The 26,791-nt window shown below is 69.0% G+C and carries 25 protein-coding genes and 1 tRNA gene; 6 read left to right on the top strand and 20 right to left on the bottom strand.

Features of this window, described 5'->3' with window-relative positions; all coding sequences use genetic code 11:
• Position 1: 1 nt before the first annotated feature.
• The 10 genes from EIZ44_RS28735 to EIZ44_RS28690 form a co-directional block, all read right to left on the bottom strand.
• Positions 2-982 carry an ABC transporter permease gene (locus tag EIZ44_RS28735; RefSeq protein ID WP_134732397.1) on the bottom strand — a complete coding sequence of 327 codons (981 nt, stop codon included), beginning with the start codon at positions 980-982 and terminating at the stop codon, positions 2-4.
• Positions 982-2,574: an ABC transporter substrate-binding protein gene (locus EIZ44_RS28730; RefSeq protein WP_134732395.1), complete on the bottom strand. Its 1,593-nt coding sequence runs from the start codon at positions 2,572-2,574 to the stop codon at positions 982-984. Before EIZ44_RS28730 ends, EIZ44_RS28735 begins: the two co-directional genes overlap by 1 nt.
• Before the next feature lie 10 nt (positions 2,575-2,584).
• A complete protein-coding gene (locus EIZ44_RS28725) occupies positions 2,585-3,478 on the bottom strand; it encodes a serine hydrolase (protein WP_134732393.1) in 894 nt (297 codons plus the stop codon).
• Positions 3,475-4,860 (bottom strand): serine hydrolase, encoded by a 1,386-nt coding sequence (locus tag EIZ44_RS28720; protein WP_134732391.1) that lies wholly within the window; start codon positions 4,858-4,860, stop codon positions 3,475-3,477. Before EIZ44_RS28720 ends, EIZ44_RS28725 begins: the two co-directional genes overlap by 4 nt.
• A 119-nt stretch (positions 4,861-4,979) precedes the next feature.
• Positions 4,980-5,867, bottom strand: coding sequence for a serine hydrolase (locus tag EIZ44_RS28715; RefSeq protein ID WP_134732389.1), 888 nt, complete (start codon positions 5,865-5,867; stop codon positions 4,980-4,982).
• 157 nt (positions 5,868-6,024) lie between these two features.
• Positions 6,025-7,677 (bottom strand): PucR family transcriptional regulator, encoded by a 1,653-nt coding sequence (locus tag EIZ44_RS28710; RefSeq protein WP_037820415.1) that lies wholly within the window; start codon positions 7,675-7,677, stop codon positions 6,025-6,027.
• A 77-nt stretch (positions 7,678-7,754) separates the two neighbouring features.
• Positions 7,755-8,861: an o-succinylbenzoate synthase gene (gene menC / locus EIZ44_RS28705; RefSeq protein WP_043836628.1), complete on the bottom strand. Its 1,107-nt coding sequence runs from the start codon at positions 8,859-8,861 to the stop codon at positions 7,755-7,757.
• Entirely contained in the window at positions 8,858-9,736 is an 879-nt protein-coding gene (locus EIZ44_RS28700) for a GNAT family N-acetyltransferase (protein ID WP_200864447.1), read from the bottom strand. The genes menC and EIZ44_RS28700 overlap by 4 nt, the downstream gene beginning before the upstream one ends.
• Before the next feature lie 47 nt (positions 9,737-9,783).
• The gene (locus EIZ44_RS28695) at positions 9,784-10,941 is read right to left on the bottom strand and encodes a M20 family metallopeptidase (RefSeq protein WP_240691441.1); all 1,158 of its coding nucleotides are present in this window, start codon (positions 10,939-10,941) and stop codon (positions 9,784-9,786) included.
• Positions 10,938-12,413, bottom strand: coding sequence for an amidohydrolase family protein (locus EIZ44_RS28690; protein WP_134732387.1), 1,476 nt, complete (start codon positions 12,411-12,413; stop codon positions 10,938-10,940). Before EIZ44_RS28690 ends, EIZ44_RS28695 begins: the two co-directional genes overlap by 4 nt.
• 151 nt (positions 12,414-12,564) lie before the next feature.
• Here EIZ44_RS28690 and EIZ44_RS28685 point away from each other — a divergent pair, with 151 nt between their 5' ends.
• Positions 12,565-12,948: a VOC family protein gene (locus EIZ44_RS28685; protein ID WP_043836622.1), complete on the top strand. Its 384-nt coding sequence runs from the start codon at positions 12,565-12,567 to the stop codon at positions 12,946-12,948.
• 48 nt (positions 12,949-12,996) lie between these two features.
• On the opposite strand, the gene EIZ44_RS28680 is transcribed toward EIZ44_RS28685, so the two are convergent.
• From EIZ44_RS28680 to EIZ44_RS28650, 7 genes are all read right to left on the bottom strand, one after another.
• The gene (locus EIZ44_RS28680; RefSeq protein WP_134732385.1) at positions 12,997-13,902 is read right to left on the bottom strand and encodes an MBL fold metallo-hydrolase; all 906 of its coding nucleotides are present in this window, start codon (positions 13,900-13,902) and stop codon (positions 12,997-12,999) included.
• Positions 13,877-15,103, bottom strand: a complete 1,227-nt coding sequence (locus tag EIZ44_RS28675) for an MFS transporter (protein WP_043836619.1) — start codon at positions 15,101-15,103, stop codon at positions 13,877-13,879. The genes EIZ44_RS28680 and EIZ44_RS28675 overlap by 26 nt, the downstream gene beginning before the upstream one ends.
• Positions 15,100-16,353, bottom strand: coding sequence for a carboxylesterase family protein (locus EIZ44_RS28670; RefSeq protein WP_134732383.1), 1,254 nt, complete (start codon positions 16,351-16,353; stop codon positions 15,100-15,102). The genes EIZ44_RS28675 and EIZ44_RS28670 overlap by 4 nt, the downstream gene beginning before the upstream one ends.
• Before the next feature lie 115 nt (positions 16,354-16,468).
• Positions 16,469-16,657 (bottom strand): hypothetical protein, encoded by a 189-nt coding sequence (locus tag EIZ44_RS28665; RefSeq protein WP_043836617.1) that lies wholly within the window; start codon positions 16,655-16,657, stop codon positions 16,469-16,471.
• A gap of 4 nt (positions 16,658-16,661) precedes the next feature.
• Positions 16,662-17,204, bottom strand: a complete 543-nt coding sequence (locus EIZ44_RS28660) for an RNA polymerase sigma factor (RefSeq protein ID WP_134667498.1) — start codon at positions 17,202-17,204, stop codon at positions 16,662-16,664.
• Between the two features lie 6 nt (positions 17,205-17,210).
• Positions 17,211-17,402 carry a ferredoxin gene (locus tag EIZ44_RS28655; protein ID WP_134732381.1) on the bottom strand — a complete coding sequence of 64 codons (192 nt, stop codon included), beginning with the start codon at positions 17,400-17,402 and terminating at the stop codon, positions 17,211-17,213.
• Positions 17,402-18,808, bottom strand: a complete 1,407-nt coding sequence (locus tag EIZ44_RS28650) for a fatty acid desaturase (protein WP_134732379.1) — start codon at positions 18,806-18,808, stop codon at positions 17,402-17,404. Before EIZ44_RS28650 ends, EIZ44_RS28655 begins: the two co-directional genes overlap by 1 nt.
• A gap of 128 nt (positions 18,809-18,936) precedes the next feature.
• Here EIZ44_RS28650 and EIZ44_RS28645 point away from each other — a divergent pair, with 128 nt between their 5' ends.
• The 4 genes from EIZ44_RS28645 to EIZ44_RS28630 all read left to right on the top strand — a co-directional run bounded on the left by EIZ44_RS28645 (position 18,937) and on the right by EIZ44_RS28630 (position 22,898).
• Entirely contained in the window at positions 18,937-20,178 is a 1,242-nt protein-coding gene (locus EIZ44_RS28645) for a PucR family transcriptional regulator (protein ID WP_240691440.1), read from the top strand.
• 120 nt (positions 20,179-20,298) lie between these two features.
• On the top strand, positions 20,299-22,011 hold the full coding sequence (locus tag EIZ44_RS28640) for a GMC oxidoreductase (RefSeq protein WP_134732375.1): 1,713 nt from the start codon (positions 20,299-20,301) through the stop codon (positions 22,009-22,011).
• Positions 22,008-22,274 (top strand): YxzC family protein, encoded by a 267-nt coding sequence (locus tag EIZ44_RS28635; RefSeq protein WP_134732373.1) that lies wholly within the window; start codon positions 22,008-22,010, stop codon positions 22,272-22,274. Before EIZ44_RS28640 ends, EIZ44_RS28635 begins: the two co-directional genes overlap by 4 nt.
• A 78-nt stretch (positions 22,275-22,352) precedes the next feature.
• The gene (locus EIZ44_RS28630; RefSeq protein ID WP_276323753.1) at positions 22,353-22,898 is read left to right on the top strand and encodes an LppA family lipoprotein; all 546 of its coding nucleotides are present in this window, start codon (positions 22,353-22,355) and stop codon (positions 22,896-22,898) included.
• A 91-nt stretch (positions 22,899-22,989) separates the two neighbouring features.
• Here the strand turns inward: EIZ44_RS28630 and EIZ44_RS28625 are convergent.
• From EIZ44_RS28625 to EIZ44_RS28615, 3 genes are all read right to left on the bottom strand, one after another.
• Positions 22,990-23,063 (bottom strand) — tRNA-Leu (locus EIZ44_RS28625).
• Between the two features lie 80 nt (positions 23,064-23,143).
• Complete coding sequence (locus EIZ44_RS28620) at positions 23,144-24,472, bottom strand: NAD(P)/FAD-dependent oxidoreductase (RefSeq protein ID WP_043836597.1); 1,329 nt, start codon at positions 24,470-24,472, stop codon at positions 23,144-23,146.
• 84 nt (positions 24,473-24,556) lie between these two features.
• Entirely contained in the window at positions 24,557-25,240 is a 684-nt protein-coding gene (locus EIZ44_RS28615) for a uracil-DNA glycosylase (RefSeq protein ID WP_134732369.1), read from the bottom strand.
• Between the two features lie 52 nt (positions 25,241-25,292).
• Here EIZ44_RS28615 and EIZ44_RS28610 point away from each other — a divergent pair, with 52 nt between their 5' ends.
• Positions 25,293-26,783 (top strand): S10 family peptidase, encoded by a 1,491-nt coding sequence (locus EIZ44_RS28610; RefSeq protein WP_134732367.1) that lies wholly within the window; start codon positions 25,293-25,295, stop codon positions 26,781-26,783.
• The last annotated feature ends 8 nt before the right edge of the window (positions 26,784-26,791 follow it).

The raw sequence follows: 26,791 nt of genomic DNA, 5'->3' as shown, positions 1-26,791 counted from the left end.
CTCAGTTCTCCCGGATCGTCGAACGCGGATCGAGTACCGCGAGCAGCAGGTCCACGATGAGGTTCACCAGCAGCACGCCGATGCCGTACACGAGCACGATTCCCTGCACCAGCGGGTAATCCTTCTGCAGAATGGACTGCGAGATCGTCGAACCGAGGCCCGGCCAGGCGAACACGTTCTCCACCAGCACGGTGCCCGCGACGAGGCTGGTGAGCATCAGCCCGCCGAGCGTCAGGGTCGCGGTCAGCGCGTTCGGCAGCGCGTGCCGCAGGTAGACGATCCGCGCGGGAAGCCGTTTCGCCCGCGCGGTGCGGACGAAATCGTTGCCCAGCACGGAAAGCGTCTCCACCCGGACGATCCGGGACAGCGTCGAGGTCGGCCCCAGCGCCAGCGCGATGATCGGCAGCACCAGCGAACCCGCGCCGTCGTGTCCGGCCACCGGGAACCAGCCGAGCTGCACCGCGAAGAACGCCACCAGCGCCACCGCGACCAGGAACTCCGGGATCGCGGCGAACAGCACGGTGGTCGAGGTGAAGCCCAGCTCGGCGCCGCGGCGGCGGCCGCCGCGGGTCAGCACGGCGAACGTCAGCCCGATCGGGATCGCCAGCCCGATGACCACCACGAACGCGGGCAACGCCAGCTGCAGGGTCGCCGGGAGCCGGTCGGAGATGACGTCGGAGACCGGCTGCCCGGTCAGCATCGACGTGCCGAAATCACCGCGGAACAGGCCGCCGAAATAGTCGAGGTACTGCTGCCACAGCGGATGGTCCAGCCCAAGCGCGGCGCGCCGGGCGTTGATCAGCTCGATCGGCGCGGTCAGGCCGAGCGCGGCGCGCACCGGATCGCCCGGGATCAGCTGGATCATCAGGAACGCCATGGTCACCAGCACCCACAGCGACACCACGAATCGCCCGAGGCGGCGGGCGCCGAAGGTCAGCCAGGGACTGACCTTCGGGCCCGCGACGGCGATGGCGCCGGTCATCAGGAGTACATCCGGATGGTGGACGGCTTGAGGTAGCCGCTGGCGATCTCGAACTTCGCGTTGCTGCCGAAGGTCGGGACCACCGAATTCGCGAACTGGACGACGTCCTGCTTCTCGAACAGCGCCGCCTCCGCGGCCGTCCAATCCGCGCAGCCCGCCGTACCGGCCTGCGAAGCCGCCTTCGCGACCAGCGCGTCGTACTGCGGGTTCTTGATGTGCGCGAAGTTGGTGCCCTGCGGCGGTTCCCCGCCGGACACGAACGGCACGAGCTGGCTGGGCAGGGTGAGGCCGAGCGGAGCCATCGAGATGTCCCACTCGCCGGTGGCGAACAGCGCCTGGCTGATGCCCGGGCTGTCGAGGCCCTTGAGCGTGACGTCGACGCCGACGGCCTTCCAGCCCTGCTGCATCAGTTCCGCGCCGGGAGCCATCGTCGGGCCGGCCTGCGTGCCGTAGATCGCGGTCAGCGCCAGCCGCTTCCCGTCCTTCACGCGGATGCCGTCCGGTCCCGGTTTCCACCCCGCCGCGTCGAGCGCCGCCTTGGCCGCGGCCACGTCGAAGCCGGGGATCTTCCCGGTGGCCGAATCGCCGCCGCACGGCCGCGGCTCCTCGGTGACCATGCCCTTGACCGGAGCGCTGCCGTCCCGGGTCAGCACCTTCGCGACCTGGGCGAGGTCGATGGCCTGGGTCAGCGCGCGGCGCATCGCCTGGTCGGCGCCGACCCGGCCGGGCGCCTGGTTGAAGAAGAACTCGCCGAACGGGACGACGAGGTCGGCGTGGAACAGCCGCTGCGCGCGCAGCCGCTGCTGGTCCTGCCCGGTGATCGCGGCGGCGTTGACCTCGCCGGACAGCAGCAGGTTCGACGTCGTCGTCATGTTCGGGACGACCCGGATGGTGACCTTGTCCGGCAAGCCCTTCTGCTTCGGGTCGAACTGGCCGGGACCCCACGTGTAGTCCTTGCGCCGGGTCAGCGTGTAGTGGTCGTTCGGGACGATCTCGGACACGGTGAACATGCCGGTGCCGTTCTCGCCCTTGGCGAGCGTTTTCCGGTCGGCCAGTCCCTTGGCGCAGACGATCGGCAGACCGGCGATGTTGCGGAGCAGGAACGCGTCCGGCGCACCGCTGGTGATCTTGACCGTGCCCTCGCCGGCGACCGCTTTGGTGCCGCTCTTCACCGTGACGCCCGCCAGCGGCGACTTGTTCGCCGGGTCGCCGATGAAGTTGATGTTCGCCGCCACGTCGGCCGCGGTCAGCGGACTGCCGTCGGAGCAGGTGACGCCCTTGCGCAGGGTGAACGAAGCGGTGGTCGTATCCGCTTCCCACTTCTCCGCGAGCGCCGCCTCCGGCTCGCCCTTGGCGTCGAGATTGATCAGGGCGTCGTAGAGGAACCCGTCGAGATTGCGAGCGGCCGACAACACGGTGATCGCCGGGTCGAGCGTTCCCGGATCGGTCGGCAGGGCAAAGGTGAAGGTCTTGCCGTCGACCAGTTTCTGGTTCGCGGTCCGGTCCGTCCCGGATTGCGCTGATCCCCCGCACGCGCTCACGGTCAAGGCCACCACGCCCGCCATCGCGGCGGTGAGCCGGGCAGTTTTCATGGGATTTCTCCTACGGGGTCGCGCTCTGGAGGTGGTCGACAGCCAGCCGGGCGGCGGTGCCGATGGACGCGTCGACCGCGGGAAGGCGGTCTTCGAGAGAATGCGCGCGAGTGAACACCGCGACCGCGAACCGGCGGCCGTCCCCCAAGGTCACCACGCCTGCTTCGTTGCGGATTCCGGGCAGCGTCCCGGTTTTCGCCGCGATCGCGACGCCGGACGGGAAGCCCGACGACAGCCGGTGCGGCCAGATCTGCTGCGCCATGATCGTGCGGACCCGTTCGCACGCTTCGGGTTCGCCCGCGCGGTCGGTCCAGATCGCTTCGAGCAATTCGGTGATCTCGCGCGGGGTGGACGACGTGGTGCGTTCCGGATCCCGGACCGACAGCTTGTCCAGCTGCTCCGGCGTGGCCCCGCCGAGCAGAGCTTCGAGATCGGACTCCGGCGTGCCGCCGAGATCGGAGACGACCGACGCGAACAGGTCCTCGCAGCAGCCGATCAGCCGGGTGCGCTCGAGGCCGAGGTCGTTCAGCACCCGGTCCACCGTTTCCTGGCCGAGCCGGTGGTACAGCACGTCGGTCGCGGCGTTGTCGCTCATCGTGAGCATGAAGTGCGCGAGGTCGCGCCAGCTCATCTCGACGTCGTCGGCGCAGCCCGCGGTGCCGATGCCGCCGATCCGGTACCGCGCGGTCACCTTCGTCCGTTCGGTGTCGTCCAGCCGTCCGGCGGCGACCTCGCGGGCGTAGGCGAGTGCCACCGGGATCTTGAACACCGACGCGAGGACGACCGGGTCGTCCCCGCCCGCCGACACTTCCGGACCCGGCACGCCGATTTCCCGGGCGTGCAGGAACCCTTCCGCGCCGGCGTCGGCGAAGACGGCCTCGATCCGCTCGCGGATCCCGCTCACTGGGAGACCCGTCGGTCCGCGCGTCCAGTGTGGAGGAACTGCGCGCGGCCGTTGCCGTCGTCCCCGACGAATGCGTGTGCCAGGTAGACACCTGGCATCTGCTCGGTTTTCGCGACGAACGTGTCGCCCTGGCACGGCAGCAGTTCTTCCTTCCCCGAAGGCGCGCCGATCTCGGCGAAGATTCCCTTCGGGGTGCGTTCCATCCAGAGCTTGCCGTCTTCCTCGCTGACGACGGTGTCGGCGACCATCGAGGTGTACTCGCCCACGTACCGGGAAAAGTCGGCCGGAGCGGCCGCGGGGTTCGGCTCGGGTCGTGCCGGAACAGTGACGCCCGCGAGTTCGTCCAGCAGCTTCGCGAAGATCTCCTGGTACACGTTCATCGGCTGACCGCCGTTGGTCAGCAGCGCGACCGCCACGCCCTTCTCCGGAACCACGCGCAGGAAGGCCGACTGGCCGATGGTGCCGCCGTCATGGCCGATCACCTTGCCGCCGTCCCAGTCGAAGAGCATCCAGCCGAGGCCCCAGTGGTCGGACATACCGAGGTAAGGCACGTCCACCTGCGCTTCGCGCATCGCGAGCAGCGACTCCGGCTGCAAGACCTGGGTGCCGTCGTCGGCCTTGCCGTCGTTCAGGTGCATCCGGACGAAGGTCAGCAGGTCGCGCGGGCGCATCGCGAGCGTCGACCCGGCCGGCGAGTTCGAGCGGGTGAGCGCCCAGACCGGCGCGGGCACCGGGTCGTCGCCGGGCTGCGGGGTGACGTGACCGATCGCGGCGCGGTAACGGATCGCGTCGTACGGACCGGACGCCGCATGGGTCAGGCCGAGCGGCGCGAAGAGGTGGTCGCGCACGCAGTCGTCCCAGCACTTGCCGCGCAGCACCTCGATGACGCGGCCGAGGACGCAGTAACCGGCGTTGTTGTAGGAGAACCGCTCAGCCGGCGGGAAGAGCTGCGGCACGTCGGACAGCGTCGCGACGAGCTTCTCCACGCAGTCGTCGCCGGGTCCGGTGTCGGTGAAGATGTCGCCCTCGAAACCGGCGGTGTGACAGGTCAGCTGGCGGACGGTGATCGCCGCCGCGGCCTCGTCGTCGCCGAGCACGAACTCCGGCAGGTAATCCCGCACCGGCCGGTCGAGGTCCAGCTTGCCCTCGTCGACCAGCTGCATGGCCAGCGTGGTCGTCCACACCTTGGTGATCGACCCGATCTGGAATACCGAGTCCACAGTGGACTCCACGCCGGTGCCCTTGTTCACGACGCCCGCCGCGTGGTCGATCACCTCGCCGTCGGCGAGCACCGCGATCGCGGCTCCGGGAACCTGATGCTTGGCCAGCAAAGCGGCGAAATTCTCCTGAAGCCAGGTCTCGATTTCGGAAATTTTCGACATGTGCACCTTCTGTCCGAGGGATGGTGGACCGGCGTTTCGGAAATGCTAGGTCGGTGGCGGACGTCACTTGTTCGTCCGGACCGAGGAGAGCGCGGGGAAAGTTCCTCCGCTCCGACGAATCAGGCCGTGCGCAGCGACTCCACCGCCGTCGCGGCGGCGAAACCGATGAACGCGTCGCGCTCGGGCACCCGGGAACGGGAGTCTTCGGCGCGGGTGAACACGGCTACGGAGTACCGGCCGCCGTCCGGGTACTCGACCACGCCGACCTCGTTGCGCACGGCGGGCAACGTGCCGGTTTTGCCGCTCGTGCGGATCCCGTCGTCCGGAAATCCGGAACGCAGGCGATGCGGCCACACCTGCAGTTCCATCCAGCGGCGGACGTCCGCGCACGCCTCCGGCGCGGCCGCTTCGTCGCGCCAGATCAGTCCCAGCAAGCGGGTCATTTCGGCGGCGGTGGTGCGACAGGATTTTTCCGGTTGCAGCGCGCGCAACCCGGAAACCTGTTCGTAGGTCAGTTCGGCGAGCGCCCGTTCGTCGTCCTCGTACGAGACACCCAGATCTTCGCCGATCGTGGCGAGCAGTTCGCCGCAGTCCTGCGGCACGACAGTCCGCGTGAATCCCAGGCGGCGCAAAGTGCTATTCACCGCGTCTTTGCCGACCTCGGCGAGAATCAGGTCGGTGGCGACGTTGTCGCTGATTCCGATCATCAGGATCGCCAAATCGTGCCAGGACATCCGGACTTCGTGGCGGAAGGTGGCGAGACCGTACGGACTCGGCGTCGGGTGCCCGGGTTCGACGGTGACGGGGGCGCCCAGATCGAGCGTTCCTTCGGCGGCCTGACGCGCCAGCTCCAGCGCGATCGGGACCTTGAACACCGACGCGGGGACGACCGGGACGTCCTCGCCGATGCCGAGACTTCGGGTCCCGTCGACCTCGGCGGCGTGCAGCCGGACCTCGACGCCGACCTCCTCGGCGCGGCGGGCGATCGTTTCGGATGCGGTAGCCATGACCCTCCTGTCTACAGTGGACACTTCGGGCAGGAAGTTCTTGGCGTGAACCGGGAATCGCCGCCTGCCGGTCTCCCATTGTCTCGGCGGGGGCCGGGGCCGGGGTTGCTGCGTTCGCGGGAAGGTCGCGGTCCGTTTCCCGTCAGGAGAGCAAGACTCAGGCCTCTTCGGGCTTCTCGATGCGCGGCAGCAAGTGCAGTTGCACCATCGCCGCGAACCGGTCCCCCGGATCGTCGAGGTCGATCCCGCCGACCTCGGCGAGCCGGCGCAACCGGTACCGGAACGTGCTCGGATGCACGTACGCCGCCGCCGAAGCCGCGCTGATGTCCCCGAACGAATCGAGCCAGCACCGCAACGTGTGCACGAGCTGGGACTGATGTTTGGTGTCGTACTCCAGCAACCGCGCGATCGGCCCCGTCGCGACGTCGCCGCGCGCCGCGGAAAGGTCGGCCAGCTCCAGCATCAGCGCCTCGATGTGCGCGTCCTCGGCGGCGATCACCCGCTTCGAGCCGCCGTTGGTGAGCAACACCCGCAACGCACGGTCGGCCCCGTCGCGAGACGCGCGCAACCCGGATCCGTCGAGAGCCAGCGGGCCGATGCCGATCGCCGCGGCGACCCGGCGGCCGGTGCGTTCCAGGAAGGTCGACGCGACGCGTACCGAGCGTTCGCGGCAATCGCCGTGGTTCCCGGGCATCGGGACGATGCCGTAGGCGACGTCGCCGACGAGCGCTACCGCCGATCGGGGCTGGACCGCGCTGAGGTGCATGGCGAACGCGTCGGCGACCCGCTGGCGTTCCGCGACCAGCCGGAGGTCGTCGTCGGGCGCCTCGAGCAAGCCCATGGCGAGCACGATCGTCGGCTGTCCCAGCAACCCGAGCCGCGCGATGGCTTCCTGCGCCCCGGAACCGCCTTCGAGCGCGGTGCTGACCAGATCGGCCCGCAACCGGCGTTCGACGTCGGCGCCCGCGCGGAGCCGAAGCATGTGCAGCGCAACGATTTTCGAAGCGTCGATCAACGCCGCGGTACGTTCTTCGCTTAGCTCTTTGTCGACAGCGGCCCAAATCGACCCGAGCACTTCGTCACCGGCCCGGACCGCGAGCGCCGCGCGCGGCATGACGATCTTCTTGTCGTAGCCGTCTCCCGGATAGACGTAAACCGGGCCCTGATCGCGGTAGAGCCGCTCGAAAACGCCGTCCTTCTCCAGCTCGCGAGTGAACCGTTCGGGCACCTGGCGGCCGAGGATCGTCTCGACGCGCGAGGGGTCGGCCTCGTCCTGACGGCCGGAGAACGCGAGCACGCGCGAGTTGCGGTCCTCGATGGTGACCGGCGCGTCGAGCAGCGCGGCGATGGCGTTGGCGAGGGCGAAAAGATCGCCGGATGGCATCCCGCCGAGTGTCTGCGGGGAAACATCGCCGACGTCGCCCTCGGCGAGCAGCGTGCGGAGCATGGCGGCCAGCTGTGCCCAGGACGCGCCGCTGGCGAGCCCGAGCAGCGCGACCCCGGAGGAATTAGCCGCTCGCACGAGTTCCGTCGAGGCGGCGACCGGCGACCGCACGACCAGCGCGGTCGCCCCACGCGCGGCGACGGCGTGCACGAGCTGCACGATCTCGTCGGATTCGCGGACCCCGACGCCGAGGACCACCGCCTGCGCCGGGAACTCCGCGTCGTCGTGCGGATCGTGGATCACCACCCCGCCGAGGTGGCGGCGCGTGTCGCGGCCGACCGCGACCGGTTCGAGGAGCACGTCCCCGAGCGCTTCGAGGACGCGTCCCAGACTCGTGTGCGGCTTGCTCGGCACCGGTGTCAGCACCCCCCGAAGGTAGATCCGGCCTCGCCTGGACCGGCTGGTCCGATCCGACCAAATCTACCTCCGGAATTCGTAGCGGGCTACGAACCGATCCACACCTTTGCCGTGGTCACCTCGTCGAGCAGGTCCGGAATCGGCGCCACGCCGAGTCCCGGTCCGGTCGGCACCGGCAGGTGCCCGCCGTCCAGCACGAACGGCTCGGTGATGTCGGTCCGGTAGAACCGGCCGGACGCCGAGGTGTCGCCGGGCAGGGTGAAGTTCGGCAGCGAGGCCAGCGCGACGTTCGCCGCCCGGCCGAGGCCGGTCTCGATCATCCCGCCGCACCACACCGGGATCCCGTGCGCCGCGCACACGTCGTGCACCCGCCGCGCTTCCAGGTAACCGCCGACGCGGCCGGGTTTGATGTTCACGATCTGGACCGCGCCCAGTTTGATCGCGTCCGCCGCCGCGCGCGCCGACACGATCGACTCGTCGAGACAGATCGGGGTCTGGATCCGCCGGGCGAGTTCGGCGTGGCCGAGCACGTCCTCCTCTTCCAGCGGCTGCTCGATCAGCAGCAGGCCGAACGGGTCGAGCTTGGCCAGCTGCGGCGCGTCGCCGAGGGTGTAGGCGGTGTTCGCGTCGACCTGCAGCAGCACGTCGTCGCCGAAGCGTTCGCGGACCGCGCGCACCGGCTCGACGTCCCAGCCGGGCTCGATCTTGAGCTTGATCCGCACGTAGCCCTCGTCGAGGTACCCGCCCACGACGTCGAGCAGCTGCGGAATGGTGTCCATGATCCCGACGGAAACGCCGCAGGGCACGGAATCGCGCACCGACCCGAGTTCGGCGGCGAAGGACCGCTCGTGCGCGCGCAGTTCGGCGTCGAGCACCGCCATTTCCAGCGCGCCCTTGGCCATCCGGTGGCCCTTGAACTTCGCCAGCAGCGGCGTCACCTTCGCCGCGGTGACGTCTTCCGCGGCCAGCAGCGCCGGGATCAAGTGGTGCTGCAGCACGTGTTCCGCGCCGTCGTTGTACTCCGACGAGTACACCGGTCCGGCCATCGTCACGCATTCGCCCCAGCCCTCGCCCGCCGGCGTGACCGCGCGCAGCAGCAACAGCTCGCGCACGGACTGAGTGCCGAACGAAGTCCGGAACGGGGCGACGAGCGGCATCTGCACCCGGCGCAGTTCCACACCGCTGAGTTTCACTGCTCCTCCTTGGAGATCACGTAGAAGCCGGCTCGGTCGAAGCCGGTCACCCGGCCGCCGGCGGCCATCAGCCCGCCGAGCGATTCGCGCAGCGCGGCCCGCCACGCGTCCGCCTTGCCGAGATCGGTGGTGCGCAAGCCTTCGATGTCCGGCGGTACCGCGACGAGCACCACCGGGGCGTCCGCTTTGCCGTCGGCCGGACCGCCGTCCCCGGCCACTTCGAGCGCCACTGCCGCGCCTTGGTCGAGCAAAACCTTCGCGTCCGTGCGGATCGGTTCGCCGAACGCGGCGGTCCGCACGGACGGACTGGCCAGGTCCCAGGACACCATCAGCCGATCGGTGTCGCCGGAACCGTTGATGCCGTCCGCCATCGGCCCGTAGAAGTCCCGCAGGTACCGCACCGGGAGCGCGCCGAGTTTGCCGAGGTTGAAATAGGCGTTGCGGCGCACCAGCGGATCGAAGGTCCATTTGATCGCCGAGACGTCCTGCGCCAGCGCCCAGCCGCGCTGATGCAATTTCAGCGCGTACCCGATTCCGCGACCGGCACCGGCCTTGGAAACTCCGGCGATGTGACTGTGCAGGCTGCCTTTTCCGGGATTTCCGAAAAAGCCGACGCAGGCGCCGAGCATTTCCCCGTCGGCGAACGCACCTGCCACGTAATTCCCCGCCGACGACAGCGCGCGCAGCAGTTCCGTGGTCACCGGCCGGGTTCCTGGCGCGGACCGCCAGATCGTCTCGAACAGCACCCCGACCGCGGTCATTTCCGCGATCTCGGTGATTTCCCGGACTTCGACCCCCGAAGCGGCGGCTGCCGCCTGAGCGGCCGCGACCGCCTCGTCGCACGTTTCCGCCGCGACGGGTCTTTCCGTGTTCATCGCAAGATTCGTCACGGGATGATCCTTTCCCGGCTTCCCCCGAAGAGTCACCGTCGTGCTCGACCAGAATCGCCGGTCGGATTCGTCGGAACCGACGGACTCCCCTTCGTCAGCACGTTCTCCACCAGCGCGGCCAGCAACGCCGTCCGCCGCGGCAATTCCTCGACCAGGACATGTTCGTGGTCAGCGTGCGCGCCGCCGCCGACCGCACCGAGACCGTCGAGCGTCGGTACGCCCAGTCCGGCGGTGTAATTGCCGTCCGAAGCACCGCCGACGGCCGCCTCGGTCAATTCCGGCAAGCCCAGTTCCGCAGCCAATTCCTTGACCAGGCCGTACAACGCGGCCGACGAGACCGCGTCGAGCGGCGGCCGGTTGATGCCGCCGGCGACCCGGACTTGCGCGTCTTCCAGCACCGGTTGCAACGCGCGCACCGCACGGTCGACGCGAAGCTGCTCTTGTTCGTCCCACACGCGTACGTCGACCTCAACCGCGGCGGCGGCGGGAACGGTATTCACTGTGGTACCAGCCGAAAGCACCGTCGGCACGACGCTGGTTCCCCGCTCCGGACTGGCGAGCGCGGCGACCGCGAGCACCTGATGCGCGATCTCGATCCCGGCGTTGATCCCCTTTTCCGGCTCGAGACCGGCGTGCGAGGCCCGTCCGATCACCTCGATCCGGTAGTGGGACACGCCTTTGCGCCGGGTCTTGATCGCGCCGCCGTCCGCCGATGCCTCCAGCACGAACGCCGCCGCACAGCCCTGCGCCTCTTCCTCGATCAGCCCCCGCGACGACGGCGAACCCAGTTCCTCGTCGCCGGTGACCAAAATGGACAGTCCACTTCGGTCTGTCAGCGAAGCCGCGACGTGCAGCGCCATCACGACGCCGGTCTTCATGTCGAAGCAACCCGGACCGCGCAAGACCCCGTCCTGCACGGAGAACGGATGCGTCTCCAGCGAGCCCATCGGCCAGACCGTGTCGTGGTGACCGAGCAGCAGCACCCGCGGCGGACCGTCACCGAACCGCCAGCGCAGATGCGTCCGTCCGTCCAGGACAATCCGCTCCGGTTCCACGCCAAGCAAGGCCTTGCCGACGCCGGTCAGCACGTCTGCGCTGTGCGCCACCGCGTCGAGGTCGGACGATGGGGATTCACAGCACACCAACGTTTCGATATCGGCGAGCAGAGCGTCCACATTGAACTCGGTCATCGCGGCTCACCTCGCAGCGGCTGGCCGGGGAACGCGTCGGTGAGCAGCTGCCCGTCACGCACCACCGGGGTGCCCGCGACGAACAAGTGCCGCACGCCGACCGCCGGCCGGGTCGCGTCGAAATACGTTGCGGTGTCGGTGATCGTGGCCGGATCGAGGACGACGATGTCCGCGTCCGCGCCGACGTTCAACCGGCCCTTGGTCCGCGCACCGGGCGCGACCTCGTCAAGCACCCGCGCCGGAAGGTAGGAGCAACGCCGGAACGCCTCCAGCCAGGTCCAGACCCCAGCCTCGCGCACCATCAGCCGCAGCGACTTCGAGAACGTCCCCGCCGTCCGCGGATGCGTCGCGCCACCAGGCGGCAACGGCCATTCGGTGGATTCGTTCGCCCCGTTCTGCCAGTACACCGGCATGGCGTCGCTCGCGACGATCGAGTCCGGGAACGCGAGTGTCTGGTGCAGCAGCGCGCGGTCCACCGGGTCTTCCTCGTCGAGAAACTCCAGGATGCACGGCGCACCTGGCGTCTCGGCTCGGACCTGCAGCAACCGGCCTTCGTCCGCGATCCGTTCACCGGTCTCCAGCAGGATCACGCGAGTCGGGTTGAGCCCCTTCATCTTCAACCGCTCCGGCGAGATGAAGAACGCGCCGACCGCGGTGCTGCCCGCGCCGTACGGATAGGCCTCGACCGTCACCCGCGATCCGGCGGAGCGGCCCGACTCCAACGCGGCGAGCACGCGGTCGACATGCCGTCCGGAAGTGCTGTTGACGTGGCAGTGGTGCATCGCCGCACCGGTCTCGGCGGCAACGATCGCGATCTCCTCCGACCCGTCGGCAGGCGTGCCCGGATCGACCTCGACCAGCTCGCGGACGTGCGTGTACGTCGGCGCCTCGGCCTGTTTGGCGAGCTTCGCCAAAGCCAGGAACTCCGCCGGATCGCTGGCCGGCGCGTACCCGAGCAGCACGCCGACGCCGAGCGCGCCCGCCGCCAGCTCACCCTCCACAAGGGACAGCCAGGCGGCCAGCTCGGTCTTCGACGACGACCGCTGCCAGGCCGGATTGCCGAGCACGGAAAGCCCGGTGTTGATGTTCGCGTCCGGCTCGATGTCCGCGAGCACCTTCGCCCGCGCGGAACCCCACGAAGCCGAGAAGCCGTAGTGCAGCGGACGCCCCGCCGCGGCGGCCTCGGCGTAGGCCCGTTCGACCGGCATCAGCCCGGCCTCGAGGTCGAGCGCCGTCGTGACGCCGTCCATCGCCTGCAGCCGCTGTCCCGCGATCGAATGCACGTGGCTGTGCAGATCGATGAACCCCGGTCCCACGATGTACCCGGCGACGTCGATCTCGACCTGGTCGTCCGCGCTCGGCAGTCCCGGTCCGACCGCGATCACCTCGCCGTCGGATACCAGCACGTCAGCCGTACCGTCGAAGCCCGTAGCCGGGTCGATGACGCGACCGCCACGCAGCAGTGTCCGCATGCTTGCCTCCTCGCCTCGCTGCTGGCGACCCTAGGAGGTTTCCCGGGCAGTACGTTCGTGCGCGCGGACGAATCCGGGGCGGCAGATCTATCCGCGCGCACAAACCGGAATTCGCTGGGCCGGGGTGCGCGTGGGCCCTAAGCTCGCGCACATGGCCTGCCGGATCACCGAACTCGTCCTCGACTGCGCCGACCCGCAACGGATGGGTGATTTCTGGTGCGAAGTCCTCGGCTACGTCGAACTCGGCTGGGACGGCGAGGACCTCGAAATCGGCCCGCCCGAAGCCGGTTTCGGCGGCCCGCAGCCCACCTTGATCCTCAGCCGCAGCACCGACCCGAAACCGGCGAAACTGCCGCTGCACCTGGACGTGAACCCGACCGACCGGGACCAGGACGCCGAACTGGAACGCCTGCTCGCGGCCGGTGCGCGGCCCGCCGACGTCGGGCAGACCGGGGAGGAGTCGTGGCACGTGCTCGCGGACCCGGAAGGGAACGTGTTCTGCCTGCTCCGCCGCCGGGTCGATCAGGTGTCGTGAGTGTTCATGCCGGTTCTAACCGGCACAAACACTCACGACACCCCAGCGCTACCCCAGCCACTCCCGATACCGGAACCGCCCGTCCCGGACCAAGTCAGCCGCGAACGTGAAGCCGTACCCGCCACGCCCCTCCTGACCACGCCGGACCCTCCCCGCCGAGGGTGCCGGGAAGTGCGTCGGGAGCAGGACCGAATCCTCCGCGGCCGCAAGCAGGCGGCTCCGGACCCGTGCCGCCTGCTCCGGATCAACGCAGTACCTCGTGCTCAGCTCCGGATGCCGGATCTGCACCCCGTGGTGCATCGTGTCGCCGGCAAGCAGCACAGTCCCGGCACTGCCGCGCACCCGCACGCACACGTTCCCCGGCGTGTGCCCAGCAGCGGGAACGAGTTCGGCGTGCTTGCCGACCACCGCGTCCGGAGCGACAAAACTGAGCTGGCCAGCCTGCTCGATCGGCAGCACGCTGTCGGTCAGGTAGTCCCCAGTCCGGCGCATCGCCGCCCCGCCAGCCTCGCTCGACCAGTACCGGAGCTCCTCCTCGACCACGAAGTGCGGGGCATCCGGAAACACCGGTTCCCGCTGCACAGTGGCGGCCCCGACGTGATCGGTGTGCAAGTGGGTGAATACCACCGCGTCGACGTCCACGGGCCGCAGCCCGGTCGCGAGGAATTGCCGCATCCACCGGTCGGGCAGCTGGTCGAACTCCGCGCGCTGGCGGTCCTTCCCCGCCCCGACGCACGCGTCGACCACCAGCACCTCGTCCGCCGAGCAGACGAGGAACGACTGGATGACGAAGACCAGCTTCCCCGCCGCCCGGTCGAACCACGGCTCCTGGGCGTACCAGTCGGACAGGTCCGGTTCAAGTCCCGGGAAGAACTCCCCGGGCTCGATCAGCAGCCGGTCGTCCTCGACGAGGGGAACGACCGCGACGTCACCGAGATCGAACCAGTGCGCCATCGCGTTCCTTCCTCGCCTTCGGCCGCACCCGGCTCAACCCGACCGCGCAAGCGATTGCGACCAGCACCGGAACGGCGGTCACCAGGACGATCGTCTGCGCCGACAAAGCCAGCGCGAGCAGCAAACCCGCGACGCCCGGTCCGACGATCGACCCGATCCGCCCCAGCGCCGCGGCCCAGCCAACGCCGGTGGTGCGAGTGTGGGCGGGATAGATCGAGACCGCGAGGGTCAGCTGGCCGATCTGCCCGGCCGTGACCCCGAAACCGGCACCGGCGAGCAGCACGAACAGCAGCGTCTCGCCGACCGGCACGGTGGCGACGAGAACCATGCACACCGCCCCGATCGCGGGCATCAGGATCAGCGCGCGGGCGATCCCGATCCGCGCGGCCAGCGGAATGAGCACCAAGCCGCCCGCGATGCCGCCCAGGGTGAGGAACGCAAGTCCCAGCGGGGCCTTTCCAGCCGCGAAACCGTATCCGGTGAGCAGCGTCGGAACCCAGGAGATCAGCACGTACGCGGTGATGAAGATGAGGAACGAGAACGCCCAGATGAGCGACGTCGGCAGGCGCAGCCCCGGTCCGAACAGCCTGCTCACCTTGGCTTCTTGCTTCGCGCTGCTCTCCACCGACGGCTCGCGAGCGGGCAGCACCACGGCCATGACCGCAGCCAGCACCAACGGAGCCAGCCCGGCGACGTAGAAGACCCCGGCCGACCCGACGCTGTGCAGCAGTTTCCCGCCGAAGAACCCGCCGAGGCTGCTCCCGGAAGCGAGCCCGAGGGTCACCGCCACCGAGACCAGTTCCCGGCGGCCTTCCGCGCTGTGTTTCGTCGCGAGCGACACCCCGGCGGGCAGCACCAGCCCGAGGCCCAGCCCCGTGACCAGGCGTGCCGCCGCGAAGACTGGCATGGACTTCAGGTGCAGGATCGCGGCGGTCAGCACGGTCGCGCCCGCGAAGATCAGGACGCCGGTGAGCACGACGGACCGCGCCTTCATCCGGGCACCGATGTAACCCGCGGCCAGGTATCCCATGACGACCCCGATGTTGGTCAGCACCAACGGCAGGGTGAAGGCGGCGGGAACCGCACCCCATTCATGCGACAGCGTCGGGATCGTGAACGACAGTGCGGCGGTGTCGAAGCCGTCCAGCAGGACAGCGAGGAAGCAGAGCAGGACGACGGGCCAATGAATGCTCTTGCTCATGGCGTGTTCTCCAGTGTCTGAGGGGAATTCCCGATCCGGACGCTGCCCCGCGGTCCCGGCGAGCCCGATCGCGCGAATTCCGTCCACCGCAAGCGCATTTGGGCACCGAGGCGTTCGACCTCGGCCCAGCTGGTGTCGCCCAGCATCGGGCTCCCCCGCCAGGATTCCGGAGTGCCCAACAGGAACGGCAGCTCGAGACAGTGGATCGCTCCGTAGCCGCCGTGTTCCGGAGCCCAGTCGAATTCGTAGGAGTACGCGCCGTATTGCTGTGCCAGCTCACGCGCCGGACGACCGAAAAGCGGATCGGTCTGGTCGAGGATCGCTTGCCGGATGCCGTCGTCCGGCAGCCCGATCGCGAACGCCGCACACTCCCGCGTGGTGTATCCGATCATCAAGTCCGGCAACGGATCGGACAGTCGCACGTCCAGATCGACCAGCCCGAACGGCGGCCGGGTCGACGTCGGGTCCTTCGCGGCATTCCAACGGAGAGTGCGCAGCTGAGCGGCCAGCAACTGGTCCACCGAAGCGGTAGCTGGGTCGCCGTCGACCGCGTCGGCGAAATACTGGCCGATCTCCAGCGCCGTCGCACGTTTCTGAATGATCCCGGGGTCCGGAGAACTCTGGACGATCGCCCGGCGGATGAGCGGACGACTGTCCGGTTTGGACAACAAGGCGAGCGTCGACAGCGCGCCCGCGGACTGCCCGAAGAGGGTGACATTGCCCGGGTCACCGCCGAACGCCGCGATGTTGTCGCGCACCCATTCAAGCGCGAGCGCCTGGTCCGCCAGGCCGAGATTGCCCTCGCTGACGCCGTCGCAGACCAGGTAGCCGAACGCCCCGAGCCGGTAGTTGACCGACACGACCACCACGTCGCCGTCCGCGGCGAGCCGTCCCCCGTCGTACCAGGGAAGGGTGCCGCCTCCGCTCAGGAAACCGCCGCCGTGCAGCCATACCAGCACCGGACGTGAGCCGGTCAGCGCAGGCGTCACGACGGCAAGGTTGAGACAGTCCTCGGACTGCGGCGGTTCATCCCGCGGCGGCCCCATCGCGGCTTCCAGACGCGAGCCGAGCTGCGGGCAGATCGGTCCGGGCAGGCTGGCGTCGGAGCGAGGTGCGGCAGGCAGCGGCGGCTGGAACCGCTCGGCGGTGCCGTACCGCACGCCGCGGAACCGCAGCAGACCGTCGTCGCTGTGCTCGCCGATGACCGGACCGGACGGCGGCTGGGCAGTGACAGGCTGGCATTCGGTCATCTCGGCTCTCCTTTGAGCGGGTGTCCGGCACCTTCGACCCGCTGTCAGGCTAAGAAAGTCCGGAATGCCTGACCAATGCTCTTTGCCGCCCGAGACATGTTTGCCCGGCTATACCTCACCGCCCAACGCGGCTCCCCGCCTCGGCCCGCGCCATCCGAGGCGCGGGCTCGACCCGCTTGCCACCGCCGGAGAAGGCGTCCGAGAGCTTCCCGATCAGCATTCCGAGCAGCGGAAGCCAGATCGGGCACAGCATCAGCACCAGCAGTGGTCCCATGATCTTGAAAATCTCGAGGAATCCGTGCATGCCCTCACGCCTTCTCGGTCTCGGCCAGCAGCGTCGCGAGCGTGCGCACCGCACGGTGCTGCAGCGCCCGGATGCTGTTGGGGTTCTTGTTCATCGTTTCGGCGACCTCGGCGACGGACAGTCCGGCGAAAAACCGGAGCCGCACGCACTCGCGCTGCGGTTCGCTGAGGTCGGCCAGGCACCGGCGCAGCGCCGCCGCTTCGATGCGGGCCAGCGCGAGCCGGTCGGCTCCGCCGCGGAGGTCCGGTCCGTCGTGGTCTTTCCCGTCGAGGAGTTCGCGCCGGTAGCGGGCCGATTTGCGGTGGTCGCGCAGCAGGTTGTCGGCGATCGTGTACAGCCAGCCGGTGAACGATCCGACGTCCGGCCGGAAGTCCGGCAGTTTCCGCCACGCGCGCAGAAAAGCCTCGCTCGTCAGGTCTTCGGCGACCGTCGGCGTCGGCACCCGCATCCGCAGGTAGCGGAAGACCGGCGGCGCGTGTTCCCGGTAGATGACGGCGAACGCGGCCTGGTCGCCAGACCGCGCCCGCCCCAGCAGCTCCGTCTCCACCGGGCCTCAATCCTGCAGCCGCAACGCCGCGACCGGACACGCGCGCACCGCTGCATCGACGAAGTGCCGCTCCGCTTCGGGCGGCGTCTCGTCGAGGACCTGCACCACTCCGTCGTCACCGACCTCGAAGAACTGGTCGGCCATCGCCTCGCACATGCCGAGGCCTTCGCATTTGCCGTGGTCCGCGACGATCTTCATCACGCCGCCTCCCGCACCACGGGCACGAAGTCGACCTTGTCCCGCACGCCGCAATCGGGGCACGTCCAGTCGTCCGGGATCTCCGACCACGCGGTTCCCGCGGCGAAGCCCTCCAGCTCGTTGCCCTCCGCGACGCGGTAGATGTAGCCGCAGCCAGGGCACCGCGCGGCGTCCACGTCGTCGGCCAGTTTCACCCGGGTGTCCGCGACGGGTTCGTCCGCGGCAGCGGCGACGACCGGGTATTTCTTCAGCAGCGACGGGAGTTTGCCCGGCTGCACGTTCGCCTGCCGGATATCGCCGTCGAAATGCCGGTAGACGCGCGGGTCCATCACCTTGCGGAACCACGCCGGAACCAGCGCGACGACCATCATCCCGGTGTAGCCGGTCGGCAGAACCGGGCTTTCCTTGAAGTCGCGCAAAGTCTGGAACCGGCGCGTCGGGTTCGCGTGGTGATCGCTGTGCCGTTGCAGGTGGTACAGCAGCACATTCGTCGCGACGTTGTTGGAGTTCCAGGAATGCGCCGGAGTGACCCGCTCGTACCGGGTCTTGGCGCCGTGGGTGACCTGCTTGCGCAGCATCCCGTAATGCTCCATGTAATTCACGATCTCCAGCAGCGAGAACCCGAACACCGCCTGAATCACCAGATACGGCAGGATCCCGACGCCGAGCCAGGCGATCAGCACACCCCACAGCACCACGCTCATCAGCCACGCGTTGAGCACGTCATTGCCGAGGCGGAACGGGTGACTTTGCTTGCGGGCGTACCGTTTCCGCTCGACACCCCAGGCACTGCGCAGCGAACCGAAGACCGTGCGCGGCCAGAACCGGTAGAAGCTTTCGCCCAGCCGGCTCGACGCCGGATCCTCCGGAGTGGCGACGCGGACGTGGTGGCCGCGATTGTGCTCGATGTAGAAATGCCCGTAGAAACACTGCGCCAGCGCGATTTTCGCGGCCCAGCGCTCAGTGCTTTCCCGTTTGTGGCCGAGTTCGTGCGCGGTGTTGATCGCGATTCCGGCGACCGTGCCCAGCGTGATCGCGAGGCCGATTTTGCCCCCGACGGACAGTTCGCCGCGCGCGAGCATCCACGCACCCGCCACGAAACCGGCGTACTGCAACGGCAGGAACAGGTAGGTGATCCAGCGGTAATAGCGGTCTTCCTCCAGCGCCTCCATCACCTCGTCCGGCGGGTTGGTGTGGTCGTATCCGGCGACGAGGTCGATCAGCGGCACGAGCACCAGCACGACGAGCGGGCCGAGCCACAGCACGGCGTCGGATCCGGTCGCGGCGTGCAATCCGATCGCGCCGAACGGCAGCAGCGGCACCACGAGCCCGAGCAGCCACAGGTGCCGCTTCCGGTCGTGCCAGGCGGTTTCGCCGTTCGGTCCGGCGAGGCGGTACTTCTTCATGGCGGCCTCCACGCGGGTCTGTCGTTTTCCTGAAGGTAGGAATTCGCGGGCGGCGGGACACTGTGCGCGAAACCGAAACGCTCGGCTGCGTTGGGTCTCGGGCACGAACCGGGCGTACGGTGCTGCCTGTGACGTCGACGGCTGCCGCCACGCTGGCCAAGGTCGCGGACTCGGTCCTGGCCGAGCTCGCGCTGCTCCGCGCGCGGATCGTGGCGGAGGTCTCCGCCGAACTGCCCTCGCTCGCGCCGGACGCGCAGGCCGCTGAGCTGCTGGACAGCACGGTCCGGGAGAACCTGGTCGCCGCGCTGAGCGTGCTGGGCGGCACGACCGAACCGGTCGACGTCGGGGCGCCGCCGGTCGCGCTGGAGTTCGCCCGGCGGCTGGCCCAGCGGCGGGTGCCGATCACCGCGATGCTGCGCGCGTACCGGCTCGGCCAGGCGGCCTTCCAGCAGGAGATGATCGCCCGGATCGCCGCCGAGCCGGTGGAGGCCGCGGACGTCGCGGTCGCCGCCACCGAACTGTCGCAGGTCGCCTTCACCTACATCGACAAGATCTCCGAGGAGGTCGTCGAGGCCTACCAACTGGAACGCGACACCTGGCTGCGCCACCGCAACGCTGCCCGGCTCGCGAAGGTGCAGGCAGCGCTGTCCGGCAAGCCCGTCGACGTCGCCGACGTCGAGAAAACCCTCGGCTACGCGCTCTCGGACCGGCACGTCGGCGCGGTGCTGTGGTGCGGCCCTGAGCTGGACGAAAGCACCCGGCTGACCACCCTCGAACGACACGCGGCCCTGCTCGCGAACGCCCTGGGTGCCACGCCGCTGGTCGTCGCCCCGGACGCCTCGACCGTGTGGGCCTGGTTCCCGGCCGCGACGCTCGACCTCGACGCGGTGTCCGCCGCGCTCGCCGGCTCACCCGACCCGGTGCGCGTCGCGCTGGGCGACCCGGCGAACGGGCTGGCCGGGTTCCGCACCACCCACCAGCAGGCCCGGCAAGCCGAAGCCGTCGCGCAGATGACCGAGCGGACCCAGCCGCGCCCGGTCACCGCGGCGGCGCAACTCGGACCGTTGGCGCTGGTCGCGGCGGATCCGTCGGCGGTCGCGGGCTGGGTCCAGTCGGTGCTCGGCGCGCTGGCCGACGACGACGAGGGGCACCACCGGATGCGCGAGACGGTGTGGGCGTACCTGTCGAGCGGGAGCAGCCTGATGGTCGCCGCGCAAGAGCTCCACCTGCACAAGAACACCATCCAGTACCGGCTGCGCAAGGCCGAGCAGGAACGCGGCCGTCCCCTGTCCGAGGGACGGATCGACGTCGAAGTCGCGCTGCTGGCGTGCCGGCTGCTCGGTCCGGCAGTGCTCCGGCCGGTCGACTGATTTTTGTGCCGCGGGACCAGTCGGGCCCCACCCTCCCGGTCCGCGGACCGATGCCCCGCGCCTGACCTGGCGAGAAGACTCCGGGGTGACGAGTTCGCCACCGCGTCTGCGAGGACAACGATGAACGACCCCCGCGAAGAGACCGACGTCCTCGTGATCGGCTCCGGCTTCGGCGGCTCGGTAGCCGCGCTGCGACTGTCCGAAAAGGACTACCGAGTCACCGTACTGGAAGCGGGACCTCGCCGTACCGAGAAGACGCTGCCCAAAACCTCTTGGGACGTCCGGAATTTCCTGTGGGCACCGCGGCTCGGCTGCTATGGAATCCAGCGCATCCACCTGCTCCGAGACGTCGTCATCCTCGGCGGCGCAGGCGTCGGCGGGGGTTCCCTGAATTACGCCAACACCCTCTACGAACCGCCCGCACCGTTTTTCGAGGACCCGCAATGGGCGCACGTCACCGACTGGCAAGCCGAACTGAAACCGCACTACGACCAGGCCCGCCGGATGCTCGGCGTCACCCAGAACCCCACTGTCACCAAGGCTGACGAGGTACTCCGCGAAGTCGCCGACGACCTGGGCGTCGGCTCGTCCTTCCGGCTCACCCCAGTCGGCGTTTTCTTCGGCGACAAGAACACCCCCGCCGGAACCGCCGTACCAGACCCATTCTTCGGCGGCGCCGGACCAGCCCGCAAAACCTGCACCGAATGCGGTTCCTGCATGACCGGCTGCCGAGTCGGCGCGAAGAACACGCTAGACCGCAATTACCTCTACCTAGCCGAAAAACGCGGCGCGAACATCATCCCTATGACCACAGTGCTCGACGTCCGCCCTACAGACGGCGGCTACCTCGTCACCGCAGTCCGCACCGGAAAATCGCCGCGCCGCCGCAAAAACGTGCGCACCTTCTTCGCCCGCGACGTGATCTTCAGCGCAGGCACCTACAACACACAGAAACTTCTCCACCAAGCCCGCGAAACCGGCGCACTGCCCCGAATCTCCGCCAGCCTAGGCCGATTGACCCGGACGAACTCGGAATCCATCCTGGGCGCGAAATCGAAACGCAAGGACGTCGACTTCACCCACGGCGTCGCGATCACGTCGTCCATCCACCCCGACGAGCACACGCACATCGAACCGTGCCGCTACGGCAAAGGCAGCAATGCGATGTCGCTGCTGCAAACCGCCCTCACCGACGGCGGCAAGCCAGTCCCGCGCTGGCTCACCTGGCTCGGCGCGTTCGCCAAAAACCCGCGCAACCTCACCTGGTTCTCGCCGCGCCGCTGGTCCGAACGCACCATCATCCTGCTGGTGATGCAAACCCTGGACAATTCCATCACGGTCTCGAGCAAACGCACCCGCACCGGACGGCACAAACTGACCTCCAGCCCCGGCCACGGCGAGCCAAACCCCACCTGGATCCCCGCCGGAAACGATGCGGCCCGCCGCGTAGCCGAGAAAATCGACGGCATCGCCGGCGGCACCACCGGAGAAATCCTGAACATCCCCATGACCGCCCACTTCATCGGCGGCTGCGCCATCTCCCCCGACCCGGCAACCGGTGTCCTGGACCCCTACCACCGCATCCACGGCCACCCAGGCCTCCACATCGTCGACGGCTCGGCAATCTCCGCGAACCTGGGCGTCAACCCATCCCTGACGATCACCGCCCAAGCCGAACGCGCGATGTCCCTGTGGCCCAACCGCGACGAGGAAGACCGGCGTCCTCCGTTGGGCGCACCGTATGCACGCGTCGAGCCGGTGGCGCCACGGAATCCTGTGGTTCCGGCTGGTGCTCCAGGTGCACTGATCCCATCGCATACGGTTGTCGAGTGACCGCTGGCAAGCAGCCGGACCTCGACGAGATCGAGGCACATTTCGTTGCGCTTCTCGAACGACGCATGACCCGCGACGCTGTCGATCGATGGGCCTGCCGCTGGCTGACCGACGACAGTCTGTCGTGGGATGAGCTGAGCTGGTGGGCCTTGGACATTCTTTGCGGAATCGACCTGCGCCACGGCCCCGGCGGTGCCTACCTGCACGACGACCGCCAGGTACGGGATTGGCTGGTCGAACTGCGGAGCCGCCGCGCCCGGTAACCGCACGATCCCCGGCCGGAACCGCAGCTCGTGGCTCGGCCCGACTATCAACGGCCCGAAAGACGGTAGAAACGTCTCGTGCCCCTACGCCCTCGATCCGCCGCCCGCCTCGCGGCATTGGCCCTCGCACTAGCCCTGACCGGCGGCTGCGGCCAGACAGCCCCCGAGGGTTACGCCCAACTGATGAAGCTCCCCGACATCGACCAGGCCGAGGCCACCTATACCGCCATGACCGCCGCCATCCGTGACCGGCTCACCGCCGAATTCGGCCGCACCTGGGAACAAGGAGGCGAGCTCAGCGGAGGAACCTGCGGCAACGACTACCCCGGTCTCGACGCCGACGGTCGCGAGTTGCGCCTGCCCCGCTGGGACTCGCCCGGCAACCTGCCCGACAACGACTGGTCCCGCGCCCAGGCTCTGGTCGGCCAGATCGCCGCGGGCTACGGCTTCAACTCCACGCCCAAGGTCTTCACCAACCAACCCGGCAGCCACACCGTGGCCTACGGCAAGCCCGACGGCGCACTCCTGCACTTCGGCACCGGCAAGTACACCACTCTACGAGTGGAGACCGGCTGCCATTTGACCGCCGAAGCACACCGCCGCGGCGGCCCCAAGCCCGATTAGCAGCAAACCCGCCCGGCAACCGAACGCACCAACCGGGTGGTCCATACCTTTACCGACCAGGCGGCGCACACCCGGGCGCGGCGATAAACGGTGCCCCCGACGGGGTTCGAACCCGCACTGGGTCGATTTTAAGTCGACTGCCTCTGCCAATTGGGCTACGGGGGCCCACCCACCCTAGCGAACCCGCCCCCGCACACGACAAAGCCGGGCCGCCCGAAGACGACCCGGCTTCATCGGAAAACCGCTCAGCCCTTGCTGGCCCGGTTGAACTCTTCCTTCGGGTTGTTGATCTGCCCCAGCGAGATGACCTCGCGCCGGAACAGGCCGCCCAGCATCCAGTCGAACAGGATGCGGATCTTGCGGTTCCACGTGGGCATCGCCTTGAGGTGGTAGGCGCGGTGGAAGAGCCACGCCGGGAAGCCCTTGATCTTCAGGTTCAGCGCGTCCGCCACGCCCTTGTGCAGGCCGAGGCTCGCGACCGCGCCCAGGTTCTTGTGGAAGTAGTCCTTCGGCTGTCCGCCGCGGATCACCTTGATGATGTTCTTCGCCAGCAGGCGGGCCTGGCGGACCGCGTGCTGGGCGTTCGGCGGGCAGGTCGCCGTCGGGTCCTGTTCGGTGCGCGACAGGTCCGGGATGGCCGCGTTGTCGCCCGCGGTCCAGACGTCCGGGTGGCCGACCACCTGCATCGCTGCGGTGGCCTCGACGCGGCCGCGCTTGTCGAGCGGCAGGTCCGAGCCGGCGAGGACCGGGTTGGCCTTCACGCCCGCGGTCCAGATGATCGTGTCGGTGTCGAACTCGGTGCCGTCCGAGAGCACGACGTGGCCGTTTTCGAACGACTTCGCCGCGGTCGACAGGTAGACCTCGATGCCGCGCTTCTCCAGCTGCTGCACCGTGTACACGCCCAGCGTCTCGCGCACCTCGGGCAGGATCCGCCCGGCCGCCTCGACCATCACCCAGCGGATGTCCGCCGGCTTGATGTTCGGGTAGTAGTTCTCGACCGCGAAGCGGGTCATGTCCTCGAGCTCGGCCAGCGCCTCGATGCCCGCGAACCCGCCGCCGACCACGGTGAACGTGAGCAGGCGCTTGCGCAGCTCGGGGTCGAGCGTGCTGGCGGCCTCGTCCAGCTTGGTCATGATGTGGTTGCGCAGGTAGATCGCTTCGCCGATGGTCTTGAAGGCGATGCCCTCCTCGGCGAGGCCGGGGATCGGCAGGATCCGCGCGACGGCGCCGAGCGCGACCACGAGCACGTCGTAGTTCAGCGTCTCGATGTGGCCGTCGGCCGCCTCGACCGTGACGGCCTTGCGCTCGTTCTCGATCTTCGTGACCCGCGCGGTCAGCACGTGGCAGCGCTTCAGCACGCGGCGCAGCGGCACGACCACGTGCCGCGGCTCGATCGCGCCGGCCGCCGCCTCGGGCAGGAACGGGGCATAGGTCATGTGCGGCTGCGGGTCAACGACGGTCACGGAGGCCTCGTTGGCGCGCAGCATCTTCTGAAGCCCGTACGCGGTGTACAGGCCGACGTATCCACCACCGAGGACGAGGATCCGAGTCGGTTCCGACTTCGCAGCAGCCATGTACCTATAGTCGCACTTCCGAAGCGGCTCCGCTCGGGTACCCCACCCCGCTGTGACCAGCATCGCCACGCTGGTTGTCACGATTCAGATGAGCCCAGCCGCCGAGGCCGCGGCGGTGAACGCGCTCACCACCATGGGCTGTGTCACACGACCGGTCTGGACATTGCGCGGTGACACGTGGTAGCAGCCGAACACCGCGAGGTCGCCGACCTGCATCCGGGCGCCATGCGCGAAGGCCGGACGCGGTTTCGGCACCGGCCAGCCGGCGGCGGAAAGCACGGGCAGCAGCGCCTGCCAGCCGAACGCGCCGAGCACGACGATCGAGCGCAGGGTCGGGCGCAGCAGGTCCAGCTCGTCGGCCAGCCAGTGCCGGCAGGTGTCCCGTTCAGCGGGGGTCGGCCGGTTCTCCGGCGGCGCGCAGCGGACCGGCGACACGAGCCGGGTGCCGCGCAGCGTGAGGCCGTCGCCGATGGCAGCGGACACCGGCTGAGACGCCAGACCGACCTCGTACAGCACGCGGAAGAGGAAGTCGCCGGACGGATCGCCGGTGAACATCCGGCCGGTGCGGTTGGCCCCGTGCGCGGACGGCGCGAGCCCGACGACGGCCAGCGCGGCGTCCTCCGCGCCGAAACCGGGCACCGGCCGCGCCCAGTACTCCTGCCCGGCGAACGCGGCCTTCGTCCCCGCCACGCCCTCGCGCCATTCGACGAGCCGCGGGCACGCGCGGCACCGCACCAGTTCCGCGTCGAGCTCGGCGAACGTGCGCATCGATCTCCTCCGCTTGGTGTGCTGCCACGGTAACGCGGGATAGGTTGGGGCCATGGCCGACACCACCGCGGACGAGACCGCCGAGAAGACCAAGGACGAGGAGACGAAGGCGGCGGAGCCCGTCGACGACCTCGTCACGACGCAGCACACGCTCACCGTCAAGCGGCGCAAGCTCGCCTACACCGCCCAGACCGGCCGGATCGTGCTCCGCCAAGAGGTCAAGAAGGACGGCAAGTCCGAGGGCCACCAGGCCAAGGCCGAGGTTTTCCTCACCGCCTACACCCTCGACGACGCCGACCCCGGCACGCGACCGGTCACCTTCGCCTTCAACGGCGGCCCCGGTTCCTCCAGCATCTGGCTCCACATGGGCCTGCTCGGACCGCGCCGGGTGCTGTCCGGCGACGTCAACGACCCGGTGCCGCCGCCGTACGGGCTCGAGGACAACCCGGAAAGCCTGCTCGCGCACAGCGACCTGGTGTTCATCGACCCGGTCCAGACCGGCTACTCGCGGGTGACCGAGGGCGGCGAATCCCAGCCGTACACCGGTTTCCAGGGCGACGTCGAATCGGTCGCGGAGATCATCCGGCTGTGGGTTTCGCGCAACCAGCGCTGGCTGTCGCCGAAGTTCCTGGCCGGCGAGTCGTACGGCACGCTGCGCGCGGCCGCGCTGGCCGGGCACCTGCAGGAGCGCTACGGCCTGTACCTCAACGGCCTGATGCTCATCTCGTCCGTTTTGGACCTCGGCACGCTGCGGTTCCACGAGGGCAACGACCTGCCGTACTCGCTGTTCCTGCCCACGTACGCGGCGATCGCGCACTACCACGGCAGGCACGGCGAACGGCCGCTCGACGACGTGCTCGCCGACGCCGAGGACTTCGCCTCGAAGGAACTGCCGTGGGCGCTTTCCCGCGGCGCGCGGCTGTCCACTCAGGACCGTACCGAGGCGGTGCAGACGCTGGCGTCGCTCACCGGGCTCAGCGAGTCCTATGTGGACCGGGTGAACCTGCGGATCGAGCACGTCCGGTTCTTCACCGAACTGCTGCGCGACCAGGGCAAGACCGTCGGCCGGATGGACGGCCGGTTCACCACGTGGGAACCGGACGGCGGCGTCGAGCACATGAGCGACGACCCCTCGGTGTCGCGGATCATCGGCGCCTACTCCGCCGGGTTCAACCACTACGTGCGCGCCGAACTCGGCTACGAGAACGACCTGCCGTACGAGATCCTGTCCACCGAGGTGTTCAAGGCCTGGTCCTACAAGGAGTTCGAGGGCCGTTCGGTGTCCGTTGTGGACACCTTGAGCGCGGCGATGCGGGCCAACCCGCACCTGCAGGTCCACGTCGCGTTCGGACACTACGACGGCGCGACGGCGTACTACGCGTCCGAGTACGTGCTTTCGCAGCTGAAGATCCCGGAGGAGCTGCGGGAGAACATCGACACGGCTTACTACCCGGCCGGGCACATGATGTACGTGCACGAACCGTCGCGGGTGCAGCAGTCGAAGGACCTGGGCAAGTTCGTGAAGCAGGCGTCCAACCGCTGACCTGGTGA

Origin of the sequence: Amycolatopsis nivea (genome assembly GCF_004522235.1) — a bacterium.
In the GTDB taxonomy this organism is placed as follows: domain Bacteria; phylum Actinomycetota; class Actinomycetes; order Mycobacteriales; family Pseudonocardiaceae; genus Amycolatopsis; species Amycolatopsis nivea.
Note: the sequence above shows the minus strand (reverse complement) of the source record. Positions and strands in the feature narration are given on the sequence as shown.